Genomic DNA, 21616 nt, shown 5'->3' on the forward strand with positions numbered 1-21616 from the left:
AGGAGAATGACGATGAAGCGTTGGCTTTCCCGCGCGGGCATCAGCCTGCTGTTTGCGATGTTGTTCGCGCCGGTGGCGCTGGCGGCGAACGCGTTCGATGTCTACAGTGACCCGTCCTGCGGCTGCTGCGGCGCATGGGTCGAGTACATGCGCGCGCACGGCTACACCGTCAGCGTGCACCAGGATCAGCCGATGGCGGCGGTGAAAGCGCGCTTCGGCGTGCCAGCCCGTGCCATGTCCTGCCACACCGCGGTGATCGACGGCTACGTGGTCGAGGGGCACGTGCCGGTGGAGGACATCCGTCGCCTGCTGGCCGAACGGCCCGACGCGATCGGCCTGGCCGCGCCGGGCATGCCGATGGGTTCGCCGGGGATGGATACGGGTAGGTCCGAGCGCTACGAGGTGGTGCTGATCGGCCGCGACGGCTCGACCCGCGTTTATGCGACGCACGGCCCGGGTGCGTGAGTGCCGCCGGTTTGATCCGCATCAATGACGCCGCTGCCCCTGGCGCTACAGTGCCCGTGAGATGAAACGCGCCTTCCGCCTCCGCCCGGTCACCCGCCGCCACCTTGCGTGGCTGGTGGTGCTGCTGTTGTCGTGGCAGCAGGTGGCGGTGGCCGCGTATGTCTGCGTCAGCACGCCGGCGTCGGCTGGCCTGGCCGCGGTGGCCGTGGCGGTGCACTCGTCGTCGATGGCGGCGATGGGCGACGGTTGTGCGGAAATGCCGGCGGCGCCGGTCGACCCGCTGTGCCACCAGCACTGCCAGCCCGACCACGCCACCCAAGTCGACGCGCGCAGCGCTACGGTGCCGGTCAGCATGCTGGCCGCGTTGCCGCCGGAGTCGCCGTCGGTGGCCGCGGAGGCGTCACCGACGCAGCGGAGCCTGGCACGGCACGACCGCCTGCAGGCGCCGCCACCCGTCCCCCGATTGTTGTTCTGCTCGCTCCTGATTTGATCTGACCCGTCGCGGTATCCACCGACGGACGTCGTGCCCGCGTGGCGCGGCGCGCTTTGCAGATCGACGGAGTATTCACCCATGTTGTCCATGCGATTGACCCGGCGCCCGATGGTGGCGGGGTTGGCTTTGCTCCTGGGCGGGGCCATGGCCGTGGCGGCCTTTGCCGCCGAAGCACCGCTGACCCTGGAAGCGGCCGTGCAGGAAGGCCTGGCGCGCGCGCCGCAGCTGGAGGCGCGTGCCGCCGACGCTACCGCCGTCCGCGAGGAAGCGGCGCGGACTGGACAGTTGCCGGACCCCGTGCTCACGTTCGGCCTGGCCAATGTTCCCGTCACCGGTCCGGGCGCCTTCAGTCTACGTTCGGACGAGATGACGGAGCGCACGGTCGGCGTGATGCAGGCCATTCCGTCGCGCAGCGCACGGCGCGCGGAGCGTGCCTTGGCCAGCGCCCGGATCGGTGCGGCCCAGGCCGAAGGCGTGGTTGCCGCGCAGAGCGTGCGCGAGCGCATCGCCGACGCCTGGATCGAGCTGTGGGCCGTCGAGCGGCAGCGTACGCTGCTGGCCGAGTTGCACGACGAGGCCAGCCTGGCCGCGCGGCTCGCCCAGGCACGCCTGCATGGGGGCGAAGGCAGCGCGGTCGATGCGCTGGCGACGCGGGCCGAGCTCGCCACGCTGGACAATCGACTGGCCGCGGTCGACGCCGACCGGACGGCCGCACAGGCCGGCTTGCAGCGCTGGCTGGGGGTGTCGCCCGGCGCGCTCGCTGCGACGCAGGATTTCAGCCGCTTGCCGGTGCAGGCCGAGCGCCTGTTGACCGGCATCGACCAGCAGGCGCCGCTGCAGGCGTGGGCCGCGCGTGAGCAGCTGGCGCGGGCGACGCTCGACCGCGCGCGCGCCGCCAGGCATCCGGACTGGAGCGTGAGCGCCAGCTACGGCCGACGCGCGCCGGGCCTGTCGGACATGGTGATGCTGGAGGTGGGTGTCAGCCTGCCGCTGTTCACGCGCAACCGGCAGGACCGTGGCATCAGCGCCAGCCAGGCCCAGTGGGACGCCGTACAGGCCGATCACGAGGACGCGCGCCGCGCCCAGCGCGAGGCGGTGGCGCGGGCGCTGGCGGCGTGGCAGGGCTGGGAGCAGCAGATCGCACGCTATCGGCAGACGCTGCTGCCGCTGGCACGCGATCGCGCGCACATCGCGCTGGCCGGCTACCGCGGCGGCGGCCCGCTGCAGCCGTGGCTGGATGCCCGCCGCGCCGAGATCGAACTGCGCCTGAGCTATGCCGACGCGCTCGCTGCGCATGCGCGGCTGTGGGCTTCGCTTGCCTATCTGCTGCCCCCGGAGGTGACGCCATGAAGCGTCCGCTGATCGTTCTTGCCGCGGTTGCCGCAGCGGCGGCCCTGCTCGTGGCCGGCTACCTCGGCGGTCGTCGCCAGGCCGCGGTCGCGCCCTCGTCCACGCCTGCGTCGACGGCTGCAGCCGCCGACGCAGGCAAGGTGTTGTACTGGTACGACCCGATGCTGCCGGAACAGCATTTCGACAAGCCCGGCCTGTCGCCGATGGGCATGCAGATGGTGCCCCGCTACGCCGACGGCGGCGGCGCTGACGAGAGCGTCGTGCGGATCGACCCGGCCACCGTGCAGAACCTCGGCGTGCGTATCGTGCCGGTCGAGCGCCGTGTGCTGTCGACCACGCTGCACGTGCCCGGCACGGTGACGTGGAATCCGCGCGAGGCGATCACGGTCAGCGCCCGCGTCGATGCGGTGGTCAGCCAGCTGCACGTGCGCGCGCCGTACACCAGGGTGGCGGCGGGCGAGCCGCTGGCCGAGCTGCTGGCGCCGCAGTGGAGCAGCGCGCTGGCCGAGTACGACGCGCTGCAGGGCGCGCAGTCGGCCGACGCGAAGGCCTTGCGCCGCGCCGCGCGTGAGCGCCTGCAGGTGCTTGGCCTCACCGCCGCGGATATCCGCGCGGCACATGCTGCCGGCCCGATCACGCTGCACGCAGCGCAGGCCGGCACGGTCACTGCGCTGGAGGTGCGCGAAGGGCAGCGGGTCGGCGCCGGGCAGACACTGATGACCTTGAACGGCCTGGCCACGGTGTGGGTCGAGGCATCGCTGCCGCAGGCCATCGCCGGCACGGTGCGCGCAGGAACGCCGGTCACCGTCACGGTCGATGCGTTCCCCGGGCAGGTGTTTCGCGGCAGCGTGGAAACGTTGTTGCCGGAGGTCGACAGCGCCACCCGCACCCAGCGCGCACGCATCGTGCTGGCCAACCTGGACGGCCGGCTGAGTCCGGGTCTGTTCGCCACCGTGCAACTGCAGCCGGCCGAAGGCGGGGCGGTGCCGGTGGTGCCGAGCGACGCGCTGATCGCCACCGGCGCGCAGACGCGGGTGATCGTGGCGGAGGCGGGCGGTCGCTTCCGCCCGCTGGCCGTGCGCACCGGTCGTTCGGCCGACGGCTACACGGAAATCCTCGATGGGCTGCACGGCGGCGAGAAGGTCGTCGTCTCCGGCCAGTTCCTGATCGACTCGGAGGCGAGCCTGTCCGGTGCGCTGGAACGTCTCGGCGCGGAGCAGGTGGTACCCGCAGCGGCGGCCAGTGCCGCTCCTCCGGCGACATCGCATGACGCGCATGCGGGGCACGCCATGCCGAGCGGAGGCCAGCCATGATCGCCGCCCTGATCCGCACCGCCGTTGCCAATCGCGTGTTCGTGCTGCTGGCCGCGCTGGCGTTGGCCGCGGCCGGCGTGTTCTCGCTGCTGCGCACGCCGCTGGACGCCTTGCCGGACCTGTCCGACACCCAGGTGATCATCCGCACCGGCTGGGCCGGGCAATCGCCGCAGGTGGTCGAGGACCAGGTCACCTATCCGCTGGCCACCACCATGCTGTCGGTGCCCGGCGCGCGCACGGTGCGCGGCTATTCGTTCTTCGGCGACTCCTACGTCTACGTGCTGTTCGACGACAGCACCGATCTGTACTGGGCCCGCGCGCGCGTGCTGGAGTACCTGAGCCAGGTGCGCGACCGGCTGCCGGCCGGGGTCAACCCGTCGCTGGGTCCCGACGCCACCGGCCTGGGCTGGGTCTACGAGTACGCGCTGGTCGACCGCAGCGGCAAGCACGACCTCGGCGAACTGCGCGCGCTGCAGGACTGGTTTTTGCGCTACCAGCTGAAGACGGTGCCGGACGTGGCCGAAGTGGCCAGCCTGGGCGGCATGGAACGCGCCTGGCAGATCGTGCCGGACCCGCCGGCGCTGGCCGCGCGCGGCATCACCGTGGCGCAGCTGACGGACGCGGTGCGCGCGGCCAACGGCGCCGGCGGCGGCTCGGTGATCGAGCAGGGCGAGGCGGAGTTGATGGTGCGCAGTGAAGGCTATCTGCGCAGCCGCGAGGATTTCGAGCGCGTGCCGGTCGACACCAACGCGGCTGGCGTGCCGGTGCTGCTTGGCGAGGTCGCCACGGTGCGGCGCGGGCCGAGCTTCCGGCGCGGCATCGCCGAGCTGGATGGCCAGGGCGAAGTGGCCGGCGGCATCATCGTGCTGCGTTCGGGCAAGAACGCGAAGGCCGCGATCGAGGCGGTCAAGGCCAAGCTCGCCGAGCTCCAGCACAGCCTGCCGGCCGGCGTCGAGATCGTGCCGACCTACGACCGCGCGCAGCTGATCGATGCGGCAGTGAGCAACCTGTGGGGCAAGCTGCTGGAAGAATTCCTGGTGGTCGCGCTGGTCTGCGTGCTGTTCCTCGGCCACCTGCGCTCGGCGCTGGTCGCGGTGGTCAGCCTGCCGCTGGGCGTGCTCGTCGCGTTCATCGCGCTGCACCTGCAAGGCGTGACGGCGAACCTGATGTCGCTCGGCGGCATCGCCATCGCGATCGGCGCGATGGTCGATGCGGCGGTGGTGATGATCGAGAACGCGCACAAGCACCTGGAACACTGGCGCGATGCGCACGACGGCAAGGAGCCGCAAGGCACGGCACGCTGGTCGCTGGTCGCCGACGCGGCGGCCGAAGTGGGCCCGGCGTTGTTCGTCAGCCTGCTGATCATCGCGCTGTCCTTCATCCCGGTGTTCGCGCTGCAGGGGCAGGAGGGCAAGCTGTTCAAGCCGCTGGCGTTCACCAAGACCTACGCGATGGCGGCGGCGGCCGGGCTGGCGGTGACCCTGGTGCCGGTGCTGATGGGTTACCTGGTCCGCGGGCGCATCCGCCCGGAACACGCCAATCCGCTCAACCGCGGCCTGATCGCGCTGTACCGGCCGATCCTGGAAGCGGTGCTGCGCTCCCCGAAAACGACCCTGGCGCTGGCCGGGCTGTTGCTGCTCACCGCGCTACTGCCGCTCGGCCGGCTCGGCAGCGAATTCATGCCGGCGATGGACGAAGGCACGCTGCTGTACATGCCCACCGCGTTGCCGGGGCTGTCCTCGGGCAAGGCGGCGCAGCTGCTGCAGCTCACCGACCGCATGATCAAGAGCGTGCCCGAGGTCGACCACGTATTCGGCAAGGCCGGCCGTGCCGACACCGCCACCGATCCGGCGCCGATGGAGATGTTCGAGACCACCATCACCTTCAAACCAAAGAGCCAGTGGCGACTGGGCATGACGATGGACAGGATCAAGGCGGAGCTGGACCGGGCGGTGCGCGTGCCGGGCCTGACCAACCTGTTCGTGCCGCCGCTGCGCAACCGCATCGACATGCTGGCTACCGGCATCAAGAGCCCGATCGGCATCAAGGTGCTCGGCTCCGATCCATCGACATTGCAGGAGGTGGCCGATCGCATCGAGACAGTGGCTCGGCAGGTGCCTGGCGTCGGTTCGGCCATTGCCGAGCGGGCGGCCAGCGGTCGCTATGTCGACGTGCGCATCCGCCGGGTCGATGCCGCGCGCTATGGCCTGACCCAGCAGCAGCTGCAGCAGCTGATTGCCACCGTAGTCGGCGGCGAGCCGGTTGGCGAGGTCGTCGCCGGACGCGAGCGCTATCCGATCGTGCTGCGCTACCCGCGGGCCGAGCGCGATTCACTCGCAGCATTGAAGGCATTGCCGATCGTCGCGGCGAACGGCGTGCAGCTGACCCTGGGGCAGGTGGCCGAGATCGAGGTAGTCGCTGGGCCGCCGATGCTGAAAAGCGAGAACGGCCAACTGGCGACCTACGTCTACGTCGATACCGCCGGCCGCGACCTCGGCGCGGTGGTGGCGGATCTGCAACGTGTGGTGGCGCGCGAGGTGCGCCTGCCGCCGGGCATCACGCTGGCGTGGTCGGGCCAGTTCGAATACCTGGCGCAGGCGACGCAGCGGCTGACCCTGGTGGTGCCGGTGGTGCTGCTGATCGTGTTCGTGCTGATCTACGCCGTGTTCCGCCGGATCAGCGAGGCGACGCTGATCATGGCCAGCGTGCCGCTGGCGCTGGTCGGCGGGCTGTGGCTGGTCTGGCTGCTGGGGCATGCGGTGTCGGTGGCGACGATGATCGGCTTCATCGCGCTGGCCGGCGTCGCCGCCGAGTTCGGCGTGGTGATGATGCTGTACCTGCACCACGCGTGGGACCGCCAGCTGGCAGCCGATCCGCACTCGGGTGCGGCCGAGCTGGACGAGGCGATCCGCGAAGGCGCGGTGCAGCGCGTGCGGCCGAAGGCGATGACGGTGGCGGTGATCCTCGCCGGCCTGCTGCCGATCCTGCTCGGCCACGGTGCCGGCTCCGAAGTGATGCAGCGCATCGCCGCGCCGATGATCGGCGGCATGCTCACCGCGCCGTTGCTGTCCATGCTGGTCATCCCCGCCGCGTTCCGCCTGCTGGTGCTGCGCCGGCTGCGTCGGGCCGGTGATGACAGCGATCAAGCAGGTGCAAGCGGAGTAGGGTAAAGACCCATGACGAGCGAACCCATCCTGCGCAGCACGCTGACCTGTCCGCATTGCGGCCACCAAGCCACCGAAACCATGCCGACCGACGCCTGCCAGTTCTTCTACGACTGTCCCGGCTGCGGCGAACTGCTGCGGCCCAAGCCCGGCGACTGTTGCGTGTTCTGTTCCTGGGGCAGCGTGCCGTGCCCGCCGGTCCAGCAGCAGAAGTCCTGCTGCGGTTAGTGGTCGGGAGCCTGCCGCGACCCAGCTCGGCATCACGCGGTCGTCGCTGGCGCTGGGCTGGACCGGCGAGCCGGCCCTGTCCCATCTGATCGAACCGCTGCTGGCAGCCATTGCCGGCCACCCCATGCCGACAGTCCTCAGGCGCGCGGCTGCATGATGCGCAACGCCGTGTGTCCCTGCAGGTTCTTGAGCGGAAAGTAGGCTCGATGAGTGGCCGGGTCGACGGCGACCACATGCGCATCCGGTCCAAGCATGCCCTCGCCGAGCTTTGTCACAGCCGTTCTCGTCACGGAGAACAGCGAGACCACGCCCGATTCGCTGGCGACATACAGCCAGCCCTTGCCGGCATCGTAGGCAAGCACGTCCGGATCGTCGCCGATCTCGAAGGAGGCCGTGACGCGGCGGCTCGTCAGGTCCAGCACCAGCAGTTTGTGGTTGTCCTCGCAGGCGATGAATGCGAGCCGTTGCTGCGGCACGATCTGCAGGCCATGATTCCCTTTCGCACCCGGCAGGTCGATGCGGGCGACTACCTTGTCGGTTGCCGGGTCGATCTCGACCAGCTGTTGCCGCGTCTGCACGTTTGCGAAGATGTGTTTGGAGACGGGATCGTATTGGGTGTTGCCCACCTCGCCGCCGAGCGGAATCGTCGCGACGCGCTGGTTCGTGCGCACGTCGATCGCCGTATCGGTCGCACCGTGCTCGTCGGAGACATAGATCTTGTGAAGGTCCGGAACATAGGCCATGCCGTCCGGGTAGACACCGGCCGGTGCACGTGCCACGACCTTCAGACTGTCCTCGTCGATGGCGACGACTTCGTTGGTCCCGGTGGCTGAGGCGTAGACCCGCCCCAGTTCAGGGATCGCCAACACGCCGTGGACCTTGCTGAGGTCAGGGATTCGTGCCACTACCCGTTGCGTATGGGTGTTGAACACGATTACAGCGCTATCGCCCAGATGCGCAATAAACAGCAAGCGCCGGCCTGGATCGTAGCTCTCATAGTCCAGGCGTGTGGTTCCGCCGCCGAGGGGCACATCCGTCACCTTGGCGAGCGGCAAGTTACCGGGGCCGGCCGCACTGGCGCAGGCGGTGGCTGCACACAAGAGGGCCACCAACGATCCGAGATGGCGAAACACGCTCAATGCATTCATGGGTACTCCGTCCATATCGGCAAGATCAGGAACCCGGTGGCCAGCGATGCGCTTCACCCTGGCCGTGCTTGCACCAGGCATACAACGCGTCGTAGATCACCAGCCCATGTTGAAGCATGTCGTGGTCGTTCTCGAACACCCGCGATAACCCCAACGAGATGGCATACAGCCCGGCGGATTGCGGCGTCAGATCGGGGCGGGAGGTATCCGCGCCACGCACGATCGCGGCGAGTTGCGACAGGGCGGGATCGTCGAGGGCGTAGCACTTGAGGAACGCATCGAAACTGCAGAACTCCCCCTCGTGGGACAGCTCCGCGCCTGGAATGTCATACGGAACGGCACCCGTCGCCTCTGCGACAGCGAATACCTGAGCCGTCGGTACGTACAGAAACTCGGGCGTCGCATCGATGAACCGGGCGATCAACCAGGGACAGGCGATCCGGTCGATCTTGGGACGTTCTCGTGTCACCCATTGCATGGCCGCATCCTCCGTAGGACGGGGCGCCTGTTAGGTATGTAGATTCTTGTAGAGAGTATAACATTATTGTAGTGTAAGCTACATGGCTTATTCCACGACATGGCTGATGCTCATCAGCAGCTTGCCCGGGCAGACGCAGACAACCCGCATGCGGGTGTGGCGGGCACTGAAGGCGGCAGGCGCCGGCGCCATGCGCGATGGCGTATATGTTCTGCCGCAGGCCGACAACGCACGTGCCGTGTTCGATGAGCAGGCCGCCGAGGTCATCGCGGCCGACGGCACCGCGCAAGTCATCGCCTTCGATAGCCGGGACGAGGTGCAGCAGGGCGCGCTCATGGCGCTGTTCGATCGCAGCAATGAATACCGCGAGTTGTTCGGTCAGCTCGGTGCGCTGCAGGCCAGATTGGCGACTCTGGAAGAGGCTGAGGCGCGCCGAGAACTCGCCATGCTGCGTCGCGACGTCGCCGCTCTGGTCGAGATCGACTTCTTTCCTGGGCCGCCGCGCCGTCAGGTAGAAAGCACCTTGATTGACGCCGAAGCTGCCTTGAATGCGCGTTTCTCGCCGGATGAGCCCCATGCCTTGCACGGCAAGGTGCCGCGTTGCGATCCGGCGCAGTACCGCGGGCGCCTGTGGGCAACCCGCGAACATTTGTGGATCGACCGTGTTGCCTCCGCGTGGCTCATCCGGCGGTTCATCGACCGCAAGGCGAAGTTCGCATGGCTCAAGACCACCACGAGCTGCCCGAAGGACGCGCTTGGTTTTGACTTCGATGGCGCAACGTTCACGCACCTTGGTGCGCGTGTGACCTTCGAGGTGCTGCTGGCCAGCTTCGGCCTGGGCGATGACCGTGGTCTCGCCCGCCTTGGTGCGCTCGTGCATTACCTCGACGTCGGTGGCGTGCCGGTACCGGAGGCAGCGGGCTTCGCCGCGATCATGGCCGGTGCCCGCACCACCCAGCCCGACGATGATGCGCTCCTGAAAGCCATCGCACCGGTACTCGACAGCCTCTACGCCGCCTACGCCCAAGACTCCCACGTGAAGCCGAAGCGCGCGCGGAAATAGTCCATCCCCGCACTGGAGTGTCGTCATGAACGCTCGTTGCCTTCACATAGTCCGGCCACACGGCATGCGCCGCGTGGTCTCCTCACTTGGCATGGCATTGTTGATGGCCGTTACCGTGCAAGCGGCTGATGCCACCGATCTCGATGCAAAGCACATCGGTGCCATCAGCGGAACGAATGCGACCGCCACCCCGGAAGGTGTGGTGCGCATCGGCTGGAGCCGTTCGGACGTCAAGGTGACCGTCGATGGCGTCGTGTTGCCGCCCGCAGCGGGGCTGGGCTCCTGGGCCGCGTTCATGCCCATGCAGGAGGGCCACGCCATGGTGATGGGCGATACCGTGGTCTTCGAGGACGAAGTGGATGTAGCGATGGACGCGGCCTTTGCCCACGGCCTCACGATCACGGCCCTGCATAACCACTTCTTCTACGACACCCCCAAGGTCTACTTCATGCACATCGGCGGTGATGGCACACCGGATGCGCTGGCAGGTGGCGTCAAGGCGGTATGGGATGCGATTCGCGCGGTGCGTCGCACGCATGCGCAGCCGTCCAGCGGATTCGGTGGAGCAACCGTCATACCCGGTACATTGTCGGCGCCGACGCTGTCGCAGATCGTCGGGCATCCGGCGACCGACAGCGGCGGTGTTGCCAAGATCACCATCGGCCGTGATGGCCACATGCACGATGCGGCGATCGGTGCCTCGATGGGCCTGACCACCTGGATCGCGTTCAGCGGCAGCGACATGGCAGCGGCGGCCGACGGCGACGTGATCATGACGGCAGAAGAAGTCCAGCCGACGTTGAAAGCGCTGAGAGCAGCCGGCTTCCACGTCGTGGCCTTGCACAACCACATGATGGGCGAGATGCCGGGTTACTTCTTCACCCACTTCTGGGCCAAGGGGCCGGCAGAGAAGCTCGCCCATGGATTCCGCGCGGTGCTCGATGCGCAGTCCTCATCGGCTCGACCCCATACGCACTGAGCCTTCGCACTGCTACCCCCAACCCTACGAGCCAGGCATCTGCCATGACGGTCCTGCCGAACAACGCGATCACGGGAATGCCGGAAGCGGAGGATGCCGGATCCATGCACCGGGTGAGCCTCGCGCAGGCAACCCGGGTATGGGCGAAGATCGGCTGGCTGAGCTTCGGTGGGCCGGCCGGTCAGATCGCGGTGATGCACCGCGAACTGGTTGAACAACGACGCTGGATCAGCGAGCCGAGGTTCCTGCATGCCCTCAACTACTGCATGTTGCTGCCGGGCCCCGAGGCGGCCCAGCTGGCCATCTATATCGGCTGGCTATTGCATCGCACGGCTGGCGGCCTTGTCGCCGGCTGCCTGTTCGTGCTGCCCGGCGTACTGGTGCTGTCCGGCCTGAGCGTGCTGTATGCCTTCGTAGGTCAGGTGGCGATGGTGGTGGCTGTCTTCTTCGGGTTGAAGGCCGCGGTGTTGGCGGTAGTCGTTGAAGCGGTGCTCCGCATCGCGCGGCGTGCCTTGAAAGGCCACTTCTTCGTCGGCGTAGCCTTCGCGGCCTTCCTGGCCATTCACGTGCTCCGGCTGCCGTTCCCGTTGATCATCGCGGGGGCTGCCGTGCTGGGCATCGTGGCGCGACGGTGGCGCCCGCGATGGTTCCCGGTCGAAGCCACTGCCGCAGAACTGGCCGGTGACGGTTACCTGGTCGACCAGCTGATGCTGCGCGGCGAATTGGCCCACACCAAGCCATCACGAACACGAGCATTACGTGCTGTCGGGATCGGCCTGGCATTGTGGGCTGCGCCGGTGCTGGCAGTCGTGATCCTGTTTGGGCACACCAGCGTGCTCGCCCGCGAGGGCCTGCTCTTCAGCGAAACCGCCGTGGTGACTTTCGGCGGAGCCTACGCGGTGCTGGCCTACGTCGCCCAGCGTGTGGTGACCGACTACGGTTGGCTGTCGCCGGCGCAAATGCTCGACGGGCTGGCGCTGGCGGAAACCACGCCGGGGCCACTGATCATGGTGGTGCAATTCGTGGCCTTCATGGCGGCGTTCCAGCACCAGCCCGGCATGTCGCCCTGGCTTGCCGGCATGCTCGGCTCGCTACTGACCGTCTGGGTGATCTTCGTGCCGTGCTTTCTGTTTATCTTCCTCGGAGGCCCCTACATCGAGACGCTGCGCGGGAACCGGGTACTGAATTCCGCGCTGAGTGCCGTGACGGCCGCCGTGGTGGGCGTGGTGCTGAACCTGTCGGTGTGGTTTGCGGAGCACACCATCTTTGGCGTCGTGCGAACGTTGAATGCCGGGCCGGTGCACCTCGATTTACCTCAGTTGTCCACACTCAACCCTGCGGCCTTGGTGCTTGCCGCCGGAGCCATGGTCGCCATGCTTCGCTACCGCGCCGGCATGGCATGGACGCTCGGTGTTTGCGGCTGCCTTGGTGCGGCACTCCGATTGATTCAAGGTTGATGGGAGTATGCGAAGGCGGGCGCGCGATCCGTGCCTTCGCAGCATCCGTCGCAATTTGCCGTCAGCGCATGTCTCCCACGGTGCCGGCTGACGTCCGCCGGAACAGGGCGTAGAGAAATGGCTGGGTGGTGCCGAACGGTGTCGCGTGGAACTCCAGCGCGCTGTCGATCAGCGCGAAGCCGTCGCCGAGCGCGCGGGCAAGTCCCTCGGCGTCGTAGCGAACGGTATCCAGCCCGCTGCATCTCAGCGGCCCTTGCGGACCGAATGTGGCCAGTACCGCGTGGCCGCCCGGCTTCAAGGCGCGGGTCAGCTGCTGCACGTAGCGCGCGCGCTGTTCCGCCTGAGTCAGGAAGTGGAACACGGCGCGGTCGTGCCACAGGTCGTAGCGGGCTTCCTGCAGCGGTGCGTCGAGCAGGTCGGCGACAAGCCAGGTCACCGCGTCCGCCGACTTGCCCAGGCGTTCGCGGGCGACATTCAGGGCCTCGGCGGAAATGTCGAGCACGTTGAGGTCGCGGTAGCCGCGCGCAAGCAGGTCGTCGACCAGGGTCGATGCGCCGCCGCCCACGTCGAGCACGGCGGCGCCGCGGTCGGGCGCGGCGCGCTCGATCAGCGCCAGCGAGGTATCCAGATGCGGGCGGTACCAGCTGACCGCCTCCGGTGCCTTGGTCCGGTACACCGTTTCCCAGTGCTGTTGCTTGTCGGTCATGGGCTGCTCCTCGGGAATGCCGCTGACGATGGATCAGTCGACCATGCCGTGGCTTTCGGCGGTGCCGAGCAGTTCGGGCTGCGTGGTGGCGCGTGCCCGCCGGTTCAGCAGCGGGTGCATGAACACCGCGGCCAGGATCACCGCCACGCCGGCGTAGAACCAGCCGTCCAGTTCATGCTGCTCGCCCAGCAGCACGATCGCCAGCATGATCGCGTAGACCGGCTCCAGGTTGGTCACCATCTGCGTGCCGAACGCGCTCATGTGGCGCAGCGCCACCAGCGCCAGCGTGAACGGCAACAGGGTGCAGCCGAACGACAGCGCCAGCAGCAACAGCGCATCGTGCGTGTCCGGCAGCATGAAGGCGGGGCCGGCATGCGGAATGAATGGCGCGAGCAGGGTGAGGAAGACGGTGCCGGTGCCCAGCTCGATGAAGGTCACCGTGAGCGGGTCGCCGTGCTCGACCAGCCGCTTGTTGAGCGAGCCGAAGAACGCCACGAACAGCGCCGACAGCACGCCCACCGCGATCCCCGCGCGCATGTCGTGCGGCACGCCGCCCACCACCATCATCACGCCCGGCACCACCGCCGCGCCGATCAGCAGCTCGCGCGGGTCGAACCTGCGCTTGGCGATCCACGGTTCGATGAAAGCCAGGAACACCGGCCCCAGCGCGATGCAGGTGGCGCCGACCGAGGCGTTCGACAGCTTGATCGCCGCGTAGAAAGTCAGCCAGTGCAGCGACACCAGCACGCCGATGCCGGCATACGCCCAGATCAGCCGCGCCGGCATCGCGCGCAAGCCGCGCCAGACCCGCGGCATCAGCAGCAGCGCCGCCACCACCAGCAGCATGCGCCACCACACCAGCGGCAACGCGGGCAGCGTGATCAACTTGCCGAGGATCGCGGTGAAGCCCCACAGCAACACGCAGAAATGAATCTGCAGACGGGCCTGGTTGACGGGTTGCATGGGGGTCGCACGAGGAGGAGTGCCGTCATTCTAGCGCCGGTCATCGTTGGCGACGTGCCTGATGCTTACTTCTTCGCCGCCGGTTTGCTCGCCGGTATCACCTTGCCGGAGCTGCGCAACTGCTGCAGCACGGCACGACAGGTGTTGTCGCCGTCGTCGCCGTGGCTGGGTGCGACCAGGGCGAGCAGGGCGGCCGGCGCGGCGACCGTACCGAGAGCGACGGCGCCGGCGCCGCGCGCCAGCAGCGGGCCGGCGTGCACGCCGACGTCCGGGTTCTTCAGCGTGCCACGCACGTACAGCGGCGAGCGCAGCGAGAACACACGGAAGCCTTTGGTGTGCGGTTTCACGTCCAGGTCGAGTTTTTCGTTGGCGAAGTTCACCGTGCCGGTGACGTTGATCAGCGCATCGTCGGTGTCGAACACGAACAGGCGCATGTCGAACAGGCCGTTGCTGGCGGCCATGTCGGCGGCCGCGCAGTTGATCTGCACGGTCTTGTCACCGAACAGCTTGCCGATGACGATGTTGCCGACGTTGAGGCCGGCGGTTTCCAGCAGGGTCTTGCTGATCGCACCGTCGTTCATCAGCAGCTTCAGCTCGCCGTTCGCGCTGCCGAGCAGGGCGGCGATGGAATTGCCCTGCGCATCGAGCGCGGCGTCGCCGTTGATCTCGCCGAAGCTGGTGCGCATCGGTTCGAAGGTCGGGAACAGCTGCTTGAGCCTGAGATGGCGCGCATCGAGCTTGAGCAGGCCGCGCATCGGTGTGCGGCTGCCGTCGAGGGTGATGTTGCTGCGCACGGTGCCGCCGGCCAGCCCGAAGCTCAGCGGGTCCAGGTACAGGGCGCCGTTGTTCATGACCAGATGGGTGGCGAGCGAGTCGATCGGCAGCGCCGCGCCGCGCACGATGCGCGCGCCGCTGAAGCTCACATCCGCATCCATCGCCTGCCAGCGCTCGGTGCGGAACGGTTCGACCGGCAGCAGCTTGTCGGCTGGCTGCGGCGTGGCGTCGCCGCGCTGCATTTTTCCGGCGTTGGCATCGGCGCCGATCAGCGGTGCCAGGTCGGCGAATTGCAGCAGCTTCGAGTGTACGTCGCCGCTCAACTTGGGGTGCTTGCCGCCGGTGACGAAGACCAGGTTGCCGGCCAGGTCGCTGCCGCCGACGCGGCCGCGGAAGTCCTGGTAGCTGTAACGGCTGCCGCCGCGATGCAGTGCGGCCTTCAGATGGCCTTCGGTGGCGTAGGGTGGCGTGTCGGGCAGGGTGAGGCCGGTGAGCGGATACAGCTTGGCCATGCTGGAGCCGGAGAACCACAGGCGCACGTCCAGCGCGCCCAGGTGCAGCGGATCGGTCAGCGTGCCCACGAGGGCGATGCGGCTGTCGCCGATACGCAGGTCGGCCTGCAGCGGGAACGGCCTGGTCGTATCCTGCAGCGCCAGCACGGCGCCGGTGCGGCCCTTGCCGGTAAGCGGACTGCCCTGGTAGCTGCCTTCGGCGGTCCAGCTGAACTGGTAGGTCGTCGATGCCGTAACCTGGCCGACCCGTTCCGGCGTGGCGTTGCCGCCGGCCATGGCCTTCTTCGCCGCGGCACCGACCGTCTTGCCGGCCTGCTCGCGCGCATCGCTGGATTGCTGCGCCACGATCTGCTCATAGGGGATGGCTTCCTGCAGCGGCTCCACCACCAGCTTCAGCTTCACCCGGTTGGCGGCATCGTCGAGAGTGATCAGGCCCTGGTCGAAACCGATCGTGCCCAGCTGCAGCTTCCAGGCGGAGGGTGCGGTGTTTTCCGGCGGCGCGAAATCCCAGCTGGCGCGCCCCGACTTGTCGCGCTCCAGGTCGGCGGTGGGGCGCACCAGCTGCAACGTGGGCACGTCGATGCGGTGCGTCAGCAGCGCCGGCAGCGACAGCCGGAAGCGCAGCGCGTCGAGGTGGGCGAACTGCGGCCGCGCGGCCCAGCCCGGGTTGGCGATGCGGATGTCGCGCGCGGTGAACTCGGGCCGCGGCAGCAGCGAGGCGAACCAGCTGCCGTGGCGATCGCGCTGCCAGTCCACGGTGAGCTCGCCATCGATCGCGAACGGGCGCCCGATCGCCTGGCTGACCTTGTCGGCGATGAACGGCTTCATGCGGTTCCAGTCGAACGTGGCGACGGCGACCAGCAGCAGCGCAAGCAGCACCAGCAGCGTGCCCGCGATCGAGCTGAGTACTTTCCGGCGGCGTTGCATCCCTCACTCCCGCGGCGGTGGGCCCGCGCGTCGCCTGGACGCGTCGAAGCATCGCCGCCAGTGATAGCCGCAGCGATGCATAGGCAGTGTCGTGATGGTCGACGGCTTTCAGACCCCGTTCACGCGCACTGGCCGGGCAGTTCCCGCGGCGGCTCAGGCGGCGACCTGGCTCTCCGCCCGCCGGCTGATGCAGTACACCGCCGCCGGCGGCAGGTTGAGCAGCGCGCTGCCGACCCGGTGGGCCTGCAGTTCCAGTCGCGCGAGCAGGGCCGACGGCAGCGGGCAGCGCGGGCCGTAGGTGAACTGGTAGAACATGCCGCCGCTGCGCAGCTGGCGCTCGAACACGCCCTGCACGATCGCTGCGACCTGGGCCGGCGGCATCGACAGCAGCGGCAGGCCGCTGACCACGGCACAGGCGCGCTCGTCGCCGAACAGCGGTGCGGTATCGCCGAGCCGGGCCGCGTCCATGCGCAGGATGGTCGCCTGCGGATAGCGCCGGCTCAGTGCATCGGCGAAATGCGGGTCGGCCTCAATCAAGGCCAGCCGGTGCAGCGGCACGCCGCGCGCCAGCAGGGCACGGGTCAGCGCGCCGGTGCCGGGGCCCAGTTCGATCACCGGGCCGTCCAGCGCACCGACCCGGCTGGTCATCAGCCGCGCCAGCGCGGCGCCGGACGGCGTTACCGCGCCGATCCCGCGCGGGTCGCGCAGCCAGGCACGCAGGAAGGCCAGGGTATCGTTCAATGGCATGCAGTGGTTTCCGCGCTCGGCTGGAGATGCAAGGTAACCGACGCGGGTGAACAAAATGTTTGCGGCGACGCGGCGGCCTCAATGCGCCGGTTTCGCCTCGCGCACCGGCACGTCGATGCTGCACAGGTCGACCTTGCCGGCCGGCCGGGCATAGAACGCGTTGTGGCCGTTGCGTTTCGCCTCGACCAGTGCGGCAAAGCTGGCGCTGTCGGTGCGCAGCACCTCGATCGCCGGGCGATCCTTCGCCGGGAGGTCGGCGGCCAGGCGTACCGATTCGATGGTGATGCGTTGCGCCGGCTTCGCGTAGAAGCCCATCGGTTCCGGCCCGCGCGGCAGGCCGGACAAGAGCGGCATGCCTTCCAGCACCCGGCCGGCCACGGCGAGGTTGCGATCCAGCCGGCGCGGCGCCTGGCCGATCACCGCGTACAGCGAACTGCCGCTGCCGGTTTCCGGCGCCACGTCGCGCGCCACGCCGACCATGCCGTAGCAGTGCGCCAGCCACTGCTGCCCGGCGGCGGGGTCGCGCGCCACCGGGAAGCCCTCGCTGAAGCCGACCTCGGGCGCGTACACGTCGCCGTCCGGCAGCGGCGTCCACGCCAGCTTCGGGTCGATCGCACGGGTGAATTCCGGCAGCAGCGTCTTGCTGGCCTTGCCCAGCGAACGGAGCTTGCTCTTGTCGCCGTTGTCGTCGTCGTTCGGGTCGCCCCATTGGGTGACGAAATTGTCCTGCACGCGGATGATCGCCAGCCCGTCGAAATAATGCCCACGCACCAGGGTGCGGATGTTCGCCGCGTGCAGCGGGGTGAAGTCCGGCGCCAGCTCGATCACCACGCCTCCGGTCGGCAGTTGCATGATTATCAGGTTCTGCGGGTCCGGCGTGCGCCACTCGACTGGCGTCGACTTGGCCAGGATCTCTTTCGTGGTCGGCGTGGGCTTGGCCTGCCCATCGGCGAGGGCAGGCAGTGCCAGCAGGCTGCTGGTCAGCGCGAGTGCGGCGATGAGGTGGCGGCTAAGCATGGCATTCCCCTGGTCAACGAATGGACAAGGGCTGCAACTTAGCAGAGTGCGGCTGGGGCATGACGCCAAAGTGCATGCCGGCGCGAAGACCGAGGCCCGTGCGACGGGGAAATGCCCTGTGCCCACTTCGCCAGACCACGGACAGCAAAGCATTGTGTGTCGTGGCCGGATCAAATACTCGCCAACGCACAGCAAGTGCGGACCGTGGGGTGTTGGCGAGCGGTTTGGCGATCTGCGGCAACGCCGCAGATCGCATCGGGAACACCCGGTTACCTGGTGATGATCACGTGGTGCATCGGCGCCAGTTTTGCCAGCAGCTTGTTCTGCGCACGGAACGGGACCCCGTGCTTGTTCATCGCCGTCTGCAGGTCTTCTACCAGCGCGTTGAAATTCGTGCGGTTCACGCCCATGCCCTTGTGTACCGAGGCCATGTCGCGCCCGGTATAGGTGCATGGTCCGTCGAGGATCACGCAGAACTGGTCGACGAGCTCTTTCTTGATGTGCTCGCGGTCGGCGTTGGCGAAGAATGGTCGGGTGACCGGGTCGGCCATCAGGTTGTCCATGAAATCGTTCACCAGCGTGACGAGCCCGGGTTTGCCGCCGAACTCGTCGAAGACCGGTTTGAGCGCCGGGTCGCGTGGAGCCGAGGCGGCCTCCGTGGTGGACTGGTCCGACTTGGCGGGCGCATCCTGCGCGAGGGCGTGATGGCTGATCAGCAGGCCGGCGGTTAGCGCGGCGGCGGCAAGGGAATGCTTGAGCATGGGCTTGATCCTCGTATCGGATGATGGGGTCGTCAGAAGCCGACCTGCACGGACGCGTACAGGCCGCGCTGGTTGTCCTTGATCACGATGTTGCCGAGGTTGGCGTAGGCCAGCGTCAGCGAGACGTGCTTGGTCGGCGCCCACGCGACGAAGGCGTCGTACCAGTCGTTTTCCTTGGCGATGCCGAGGTTGTTCGGCTTCTGGCGGTATTCCGCGCCGATGGCCCAGTTGCGGCTGAGCAGGTAGGCGACCGAACCTTCGAATTCGGCCTGGTAGCTGTCGTGCTTGTCGCCTCCGAAGCCGAGGATGCCGATCTGGTTCGCCTTGGTGAAGCGCAGCGTGGCGTTCAGCAGCAGGCTCTGCGACAGGAACAGCTTGGTCGCGCTGACGTAGTAATCGGTGCCTTGCGAACGCTTGGCGCCGACGAACTTCACCACGGCGTCCTGGTTGTTCTTCTTGTACTGCATGCCGACGGACACCTGCGGCACCCAGCTGTCCTGGTCGAGCACGGCGTCGCCGAACAGCCGCACCTTTGCGCCGAGCACGTTCTGCCTGAAGGTGAAGCCGTTGCCAAGCCCCAGCAGGCCGCCCACCTTCTCGGTGTCGAAGCGTTGCTGCGCGAACGAAATTTCCACCCGGTCATACAGCCCGACCATCACGCCGGCGTCGTCGAGGTGGTAGTCCTGCGCGTTCACGCGGGTGTAGAACGCGTTGGCGCCGATCTGGTCATTGGTGCCGTAGCCGCCGATCAGCGCCCATGGCGTGAGGCCGCCGCCTGCGGCGCCGCCGATTTCCGAGACGCCGCCGGTGAGCAGCAGCTTGCCGCTGACACCGGCCGGCGTGCTCGAGCCGCCGTCGTCCGCGGCGGCCGTCAGCGAAACCAGTGCGCCGGCCAGCACGAGCCCACCGAGCGCGATTGCCCGGTTCATACGATGCTTGTACATGAATTTCTCCTCCCGTGTCGGCGCGACACTGCGCCGCACATGCAGGTACGGGGCATCGGGGCGGGCGGATGCAGCGCGACGATCATCAATGCATCAGGGCGATGTGCCAGGTGCCGTTGATGCCATCCCCGCGTTGGTCGCCAGGCTTCGCGTCACCCGCATAGCGGTACAGCGGATGGCCTTTGAACGCCCACTGCAGGCTGTGGTCGGGGCGTGCGGTCACGCTGAAGCCTTCGCTCGCCGTCACGTTGGCGTCGGCCGCATAGGGCGGCCACAGGCTGGCGCATGGACCGCTGCATTCGCTGCGCCCGCTGTCGCCGTCGGCATCGAAGACATACAGCGTCATGCCACGGGCGCCGACAAGCTGGTGCTGCGCATTGGCGGTCGGCGGCGGCTGGGCGGCCATTGCGAGCGCCATCATCATGGCGCCGACGACCAGCCAACCTGAGAGGAACAATGAACGTTTCATGGCGATACTCCGCGAGTGGATGGAAATGCCGGCTTCAGCGCAGATACGCAGCCCGTGTCTCCGCGGATGCGGCATCCGTGGCGTTTTTCATGGACTCGACCCGGCCGCTTGCCACTGTTGCGGCAGCTTGCGCAGCTTCGACACGTCGCAGTCGAGCGGCTCGACGCGCGCGACCATTGGGAAGGACGCCAAAGCTGGTGCGAGTCCGGGAAATCAGAGGGGCGTACGGAGTTCTGATGCGCGGGGTGTCGTGCCAAGTGGCCGGTTGGCCAAGGCATGACTTAAGGCCCATGCACTAGTGTCAAGTTCGTACTACAGTTCACTCAACGCCATGCGGCAGTACGGGTGAGCGACGTGGATGACAGCGCCAGCCAGTTGAAGAAGTTCCAGAAGGAGCTTTCCAGCGGCACCGTGTCGCTGGTGCTGCTGGCAGTGCTGGGGCAGTCGCGCCAGCCGATGTACGGCTACCAGATCGCCAAGCGGCTGGAAGAGGTGGGCGAAGGCGTGCTGGCCGGCAAGCAGAGCGCGCTGTATCCGGTGCTGCGCAACCTGGAGGCGGCCGGCCTGCTGGCCAGCGAGGTCGAGCCCTCCGTCAGCGGGCCGCCGCGCCGCTATTACCGCATCACCAAACCGGGGCGCGAGGTATTGCGCGAATGGGTCGCCGCGTGGAACGCCACCCGCGATTCCGTCGATAACGTCTTGCAAGGAGGGGTGTCATGAACGCGCCACGCACGATCGCCGAATACCTTGAACAACTGCGTGCCGCGCTGCGCGGCGCCGATCCGGCGCTGATCCAGGACGCGCTGTACGACGCCGAGGAACACCTGCGCGCCGAGCTGGCCGAGCAGCCCGGCCGCAGCGAAGCGGCGATGCTGGAACACGTCGTCGGCAGCTACGGCGCGCCGGACGAGGTGGCCGAGATCTACCGCGACCAGGAGATCAGGATCCAGCGCGCGCTGCGTCCGCCGCCGCCGCCGAAGCGGCGTTCGCTGGCCGGGCGCTTCTTCGGCGTGGCCGCCGATCCGCGCACCTACGGCGCGCTGTTCTACATGCTGCTGTCGCTGGCCACCGGCATCTTCTACTTCACCTGGGCGGTGACCGGCTTGTCGCTGTCGGTGGGCTTGTCGGTGCTGATCATCGGCCTGCCGTTCATCGTGCTGTTCTTCGGCAGCGTGCGCGTGCTGTCGCTGGTGGAGGGGCGCATCGTGGAGGCGATGCTTGGCATGCGCATGCCGCGCCGGCCGGTGTACCCGACCACCGGCATGACCCTGCTGCAGCGCATCGGCAGCATGTTCACCGACGTGCACACCTGGACCACGCTTTGCTACATGTGGCTGATGCTGCCGCTGGGCATCGTGTACTTCACGCTGGCCGTGACTTTGCTCAGCGTGTCGGTGGCCTTCATCGGCGCGCCGCTGGCGATGTTGTTCCGCGACGACAGCTGGGTGTCCTGGCCGCGCCAGGTCACCGTGGACTGGGGTTTCGGCGCACATGTGCCGGGCTGGGGCGATGCGATCGCGATGTGCGTGATCGGCATCGTGCTGCTGTTCGCCACCCTGCACCTGGCGCGCGGCCTCGGTCGGCTGCACGGGCATGTCGCCAAGCACATGCTGGTACCGCGCGCGGCGGATTGAGCGTCGCCCAGTTACCATGCGGGC

General features: G+C 68.0%; 21 protein-coding genes. 11 read left to right on the top strand and 10 right to left on the bottom strand.

All coding sequences use genetic code 11. The annotated features are described in order from the left end of the window. Positions 1 to 12: 12 nt before the first annotated feature. The 6 genes from R2APBS1_RS06335 to R2APBS1_RS06360 all read left to right on the top strand — a co-directional run bounded on the left by R2APBS1_RS06335 (position 13) and on the right by R2APBS1_RS06360 (position 7013). The gene (locus R2APBS1_RS06335) at positions 13 to 465 is read left to right on the top strand and encodes a DUF411 domain-containing protein (RefSeq protein WP_015447282.1); all 453 of its coding nucleotides are present in this window, start codon (positions 13 to 15) and stop codon (positions 463 to 465) included. Positions 466 to 526: 61 nt separating this feature from the next. Further along, on the top strand, positions 527 to 955 hold the full coding sequence (locus tag R2APBS1_RS06340; RefSeq protein ID WP_015447283.1) for a hypothetical protein: 429 nt from the start codon (positions 527 to 529) through the stop codon (positions 953 to 955). An 81-nt stretch (positions 956 to 1036) separates the two neighbouring features. Continuing rightward, positions 1037 to 2308: a TolC family protein gene (locus R2APBS1_RS06345; RefSeq protein ID WP_015447284.1), complete on the top strand. Its 1272-nt coding sequence runs from the start codon at positions 1037 to 1039 to the stop codon at positions 2306 to 2308. Further along, complete coding sequence (locus R2APBS1_RS06350) at positions 2305 to 3621, top strand: efflux RND transporter periplasmic adaptor subunit (RefSeq protein ID WP_015447285.1); 1317 nt, start codon at positions 2305 to 2307, stop codon at positions 3619 to 3621. Before R2APBS1_RS06345 ends, R2APBS1_RS06350 begins: the two co-directional genes overlap by 4 nt. Then, complete coding sequence (locus R2APBS1_RS06355; protein ID WP_015447286.1) at positions 3618 to 6791, top strand: efflux RND transporter permease subunit; 3174 nt, start codon at positions 3618 to 3620, stop codon at positions 6789 to 6791. The genes R2APBS1_RS06350 and R2APBS1_RS06355 overlap by 4 nt, the downstream gene beginning before the upstream one ends. Positions 6792 to 6797: 6 nt before the next feature. Beyond that, on the top strand, positions 6798 to 7013 hold the full coding sequence (locus R2APBS1_RS06360; RefSeq protein ID WP_015447287.1) for a GDCCVxC domain-containing (seleno)protein: 216 nt from the start codon (positions 6798 to 6800) through the stop codon (positions 7011 to 7013). Between the two features lie 137 nt (positions 7014 to 7150). Here the strand turns inward: R2APBS1_RS06360 and R2APBS1_RS06365 are convergent, their stop codons facing one another. Both R2APBS1_RS06365 and R2APBS1_RS06370 read right to left on the bottom strand, forming a co-directional pair. After that, on the bottom strand, positions 7151 to 8161 hold the full coding sequence (locus R2APBS1_RS06365; RefSeq protein ID WP_015447288.1) for a YncE family protein: 1011 nt from the start codon (positions 8159 to 8161) through the stop codon (positions 7151 to 7153). A 25-nt stretch (positions 8162 to 8186) separates the two neighbouring features. Further along, positions 8187 to 8639, bottom strand: a complete 453-nt coding sequence (locus R2APBS1_RS06370) for a chromate resistance protein ChrB domain-containing protein (RefSeq protein ID WP_015447289.1) — start codon at positions 8637 to 8639, stop codon at positions 8187 to 8189. An 82-nt stretch (positions 8640 to 8721) separates the two neighbouring features. Here R2APBS1_RS06370 and R2APBS1_RS06375 point away from each other — a divergent pair, with 82 nt between their 5' ends. The 3 genes from R2APBS1_RS06375 (at position 8722) to chrA (ending at position 12138) form a co-directional block, all read left to right on the top strand. Then, the gene (locus tag R2APBS1_RS06375; RefSeq protein ID WP_015447290.1) at positions 8722 to 9702 is read left to right on the top strand and encodes a chromate resistance protein ChrB domain-containing protein; all 981 of its coding nucleotides are present in this window, start codon (positions 8722 to 8724) and stop codon (positions 9700 to 9702) included. Between the two features lie 64 nt (positions 9703 to 9766). Then, positions 9767 to 10681 (top strand): LppY/LpqO family protein, encoded by a 915-nt coding sequence (locus R2APBS1_RS06380; protein WP_041676684.1) that lies wholly within the window; start codon positions 9767 to 9769, stop codon positions 10679 to 10681. A gap of 44 nt (positions 10682 to 10725) precedes the next feature. Then, complete coding sequence (gene chrA / locus R2APBS1_RS06385; RefSeq protein ID WP_015447292.1) at positions 10726 to 12138, top strand: chromate efflux transporter; 1413 nt, start codon at positions 10726 to 10728, stop codon at positions 12136 to 12138. 61 nt (positions 12139 to 12199) lie between these two features. On the opposite strand, the gene R2APBS1_RS06390 is transcribed toward chrA, so the two are convergent. The 8 genes from R2APBS1_RS06390 to R2APBS1_RS06425 form a co-directional block, all read right to left on the bottom strand. Next, on the bottom strand, positions 12200 to 12844 hold the full coding sequence (locus tag R2APBS1_RS06390; protein WP_015447293.1) for a class I SAM-dependent methyltransferase: 645 nt from the start codon (positions 12842 to 12844) through the stop codon (positions 12200 to 12202). Positions 12845 to 12877: 33 nt separating this feature from the next. After that, the gene (locus R2APBS1_RS06395) at positions 12878 to 13807 is read right to left on the bottom strand and encodes a DMT family transporter (protein ID WP_015447294.1); all 930 of its coding nucleotides are present in this window, start codon (positions 13805 to 13807) and stop codon (positions 12878 to 12880) included. A 65-nt stretch (positions 13808 to 13872) separates the two neighbouring features. Beyond that, positions 13873 to 16020, bottom strand: coding sequence for an AsmA family protein (locus R2APBS1_RS06400; RefSeq protein WP_015447295.1), 2148 nt, complete (start codon positions 16018 to 16020; stop codon positions 13873 to 13875). 153 nt (positions 16021 to 16173) lie between these two features. Next, positions 16174 to 16767 (bottom strand): class I SAM-dependent methyltransferase, encoded by a 594-nt coding sequence (locus R2APBS1_RS06405; protein ID WP_007512896.1) that lies wholly within the window; start codon positions 16765 to 16767, stop codon positions 16174 to 16176. Between the two features lie 78 nt (positions 16768 to 16845). Further along, positions 16846 to 17784, bottom strand: a complete 939-nt coding sequence (locus R2APBS1_RS06410; RefSeq protein ID WP_015447296.1) for a peptidylprolyl isomerase — start codon at positions 17782 to 17784, stop codon at positions 16846 to 16848. A gap of 269 nt (positions 17785 to 18053) precedes the next feature. Further along, positions 18054 to 18545 carry a group I truncated hemoglobin gene (locus tag R2APBS1_RS06415; RefSeq protein WP_015447297.1) on the bottom strand — a complete coding sequence of 164 codons (492 nt, stop codon included), beginning with the start codon at positions 18543 to 18545 and terminating at the stop codon, positions 18054 to 18056. 32 nt (positions 18546 to 18577) lie between these two features. Continuing rightward, positions 18578 to 19489 (bottom strand): DUF3034 family protein, encoded by a 912-nt coding sequence (locus tag R2APBS1_RS06420; RefSeq protein ID WP_015447298.1) that lies wholly within the window; start codon positions 19487 to 19489, stop codon positions 18578 to 18580. A gap of 85 nt (positions 19490 to 19574) precedes the next feature. Beyond that, positions 19575 to 19958, bottom strand: a complete 384-nt coding sequence (locus R2APBS1_RS06425) for a COG4315 family predicted lipoprotein (RefSeq protein ID WP_007512903.1) — start codon at positions 19956 to 19958, stop codon at positions 19575 to 19577. Between the two features lie 354 nt (positions 19959 to 20312). On the opposite strand from R2APBS1_RS06425, the gene R2APBS1_RS06430 reads away from it, so the two are divergent. Then, positions 20313 to 20678 (top strand): PadR family transcriptional regulator, encoded by a 366-nt coding sequence (locus R2APBS1_RS06430; protein ID WP_027485403.1) that lies wholly within the window; start codon positions 20313 to 20315, stop codon positions 20676 to 20678. Further along, the gene (locus R2APBS1_RS06435; protein WP_015447300.1) at positions 20675 to 21592 is read left to right on the top strand and encodes a sensor domain-containing protein; all 918 of its coding nucleotides are present in this window, start codon (positions 20675 to 20677) and stop codon (positions 21590 to 21592) included. Before R2APBS1_RS06430 ends, R2APBS1_RS06435 begins: the two co-directional genes overlap by 4 nt. Positions 21593 to 21616 lie beyond the last annotated feature (24 nt).

Source organism: Rhodanobacter denitrificans (assembly GCF_000230695.2).
GTDB lineage: Bacteria > Pseudomonadota > Gammaproteobacteria > Xanthomonadales > Rhodanobacteraceae > Rhodanobacter > Rhodanobacter denitrificans.